General features: G+C 72.6%; 1 protein-coding gene and 1 pseudogene. One reads left to right on the top strand and one right to left on the bottom strand.

The genetic code is table 11. From position 1 onward, the window contains the following. Positions 1–246: pseudogene (locus DMC18_RS02675) on the top strand (AEC family transporter); the annotation flags it as partial. Between the two features lie 19 nt (positions 247–265). Here the strand turns inward: DMC18_RS02675 and DMC18_RS02670 are convergent. Further along, positions 266–1,510 (bottom strand): triple tyrosine motif-containing protein (locus tag DMC18_RS02670; protein ID WP_233248047.1); only part of this gene is annotated, 1,245 nt, incomplete at its 5' end.

Genomic DNA, 1,510 nt, shown 5'->3' with positions numbered 1-1,510 from the left:
GCCGCCGCCCTCGCCAAGCTGCTGGTCCTGCCGCTGCTGGTCTGGACCGTGGTCGGCCTGACGCCCGCCCCCGCCGCCTTCCGCCTGGCCGCCACCCTGCTGGCGGCGACCCCAACGGCCGTCAACGTCTTCATCCAGACCCGCGCCTACAACGTCTTCGCCCGCGGCGGCGCGCGGGTCGTCGCCCTGACCACGGTGGCCGCCTGCCTGACCCTGTCGGCCGTGGCGGTGTGGCTGAAGAGCTAGGGGACGCAGGCCATGTCCGCTACCCGCCCCTCTTCCGGCCCAGCCGCGCCAGCCAGGGCTGGGTCGGATAGGCGATGGCGCCGGCGACGCTGAGGGTGATGGTGGTGCCCTTGCCGGCGGCGCTTTCGATAGCCAGCTGGGCGCCCATCTTGCTGGCGCGTTCGTGCATGCCGATCAGGCCATAATGGCCCTCGCGGCTGGCCCAGGCCATGCGGTTGGCGCCGATGCCCACGCCGTCGTCGCGGATGGTCACCTGCAACTGGCGCACGCCGTACGAGACGCGCACCTGCACTTGGCCGGCGCGGGCGTGGCGGGCGGCGTTGAACAGGGCCTCGCCGCCGATGCGGACGATCTCCTCCTGCACCAGCGGCTGGATGGCGCGGGCCACGCCCTCGACCACCAACTCGACCTTCACGCCCGGTTCGAACGGCTGCTCGGCCATCAGCTCGCGCAGCTGGATGTCGAGCCGCCGGGTCTCGCGGCCGCGCAGGTCGCGCACCCGGTCGCGGCCCTCGACCAGCATCTGGTCGGCGCGGTCCAGGGCCTGGTTGATGACGTCCTTGGCCGGCAGGTCGTCGGGGATCTGATAGGCCACCGACTGGAAGCGCATGATCAGGCCCTGGACGCTTTGCAGCAGGGTGTCGTGCAGCTCGCGGGCGATGCGCTCGCGCTCGGCGGCGCGCTCTTCCAGCCGGTCCTTGATCTGGGCCGACACCCGCCGCAGCCGCAGGGCGTAGACGCCCCACAGCGCCAGACCCACGGCGGCCATGCACAGCAGGCGGAACCACCAGGTCTCGGCCAGGGTCGGCGGAATGGTGACGACCACCTGCGCGCCCTGCTCGTTCCAGACGCCGTCGTTATTGGCCGCCTTGACCCGGAAGCGGAAGGTCCCGGGGCGAAGGTTGTTGTAGAGCACCTCGCGCCGGCCGCCGGCGTCCACCCAGTCGCGGTCGACGCCCTCCAGCCGGTACTGGAAGCGCACGCGGCCGGGCACGGCGAAGCTGAGGGCCGTGTACTGGATGCGCAGGCTGGTCGTGCCGGCCGCCAGGCGCACGGCCGACGGATCGGCGAAGCGCCGCTCGCCCGCCACCACCGCGCGGATCGCCACCGGCGGCGCCACGGTGTTGAGCGCCAGGCGGGCCGGATCGACGACCAGCACGTTGCGCCGGGTCAGGATCCAGATGCGGCCGTCGCCGCCGGCGGCGATCTGGGCGCCCGGCGACTTCTGCACGAAGCTGTTGAGGCCGTCGCGGAAGTCGAACAC

Origin of the sequence: Caulobacter sp. D5 (assembly GCF_003185805.1) — a bacterium.
Taxonomy (GTDB): domain Bacteria; phylum Pseudomonadota; class Alphaproteobacteria; order Caulobacterales; family Caulobacteraceae; genus Caulobacter.
Note: the sequence above shows the minus strand (reverse complement) of the source record. Positions and strands in the feature narration are given on the sequence as shown.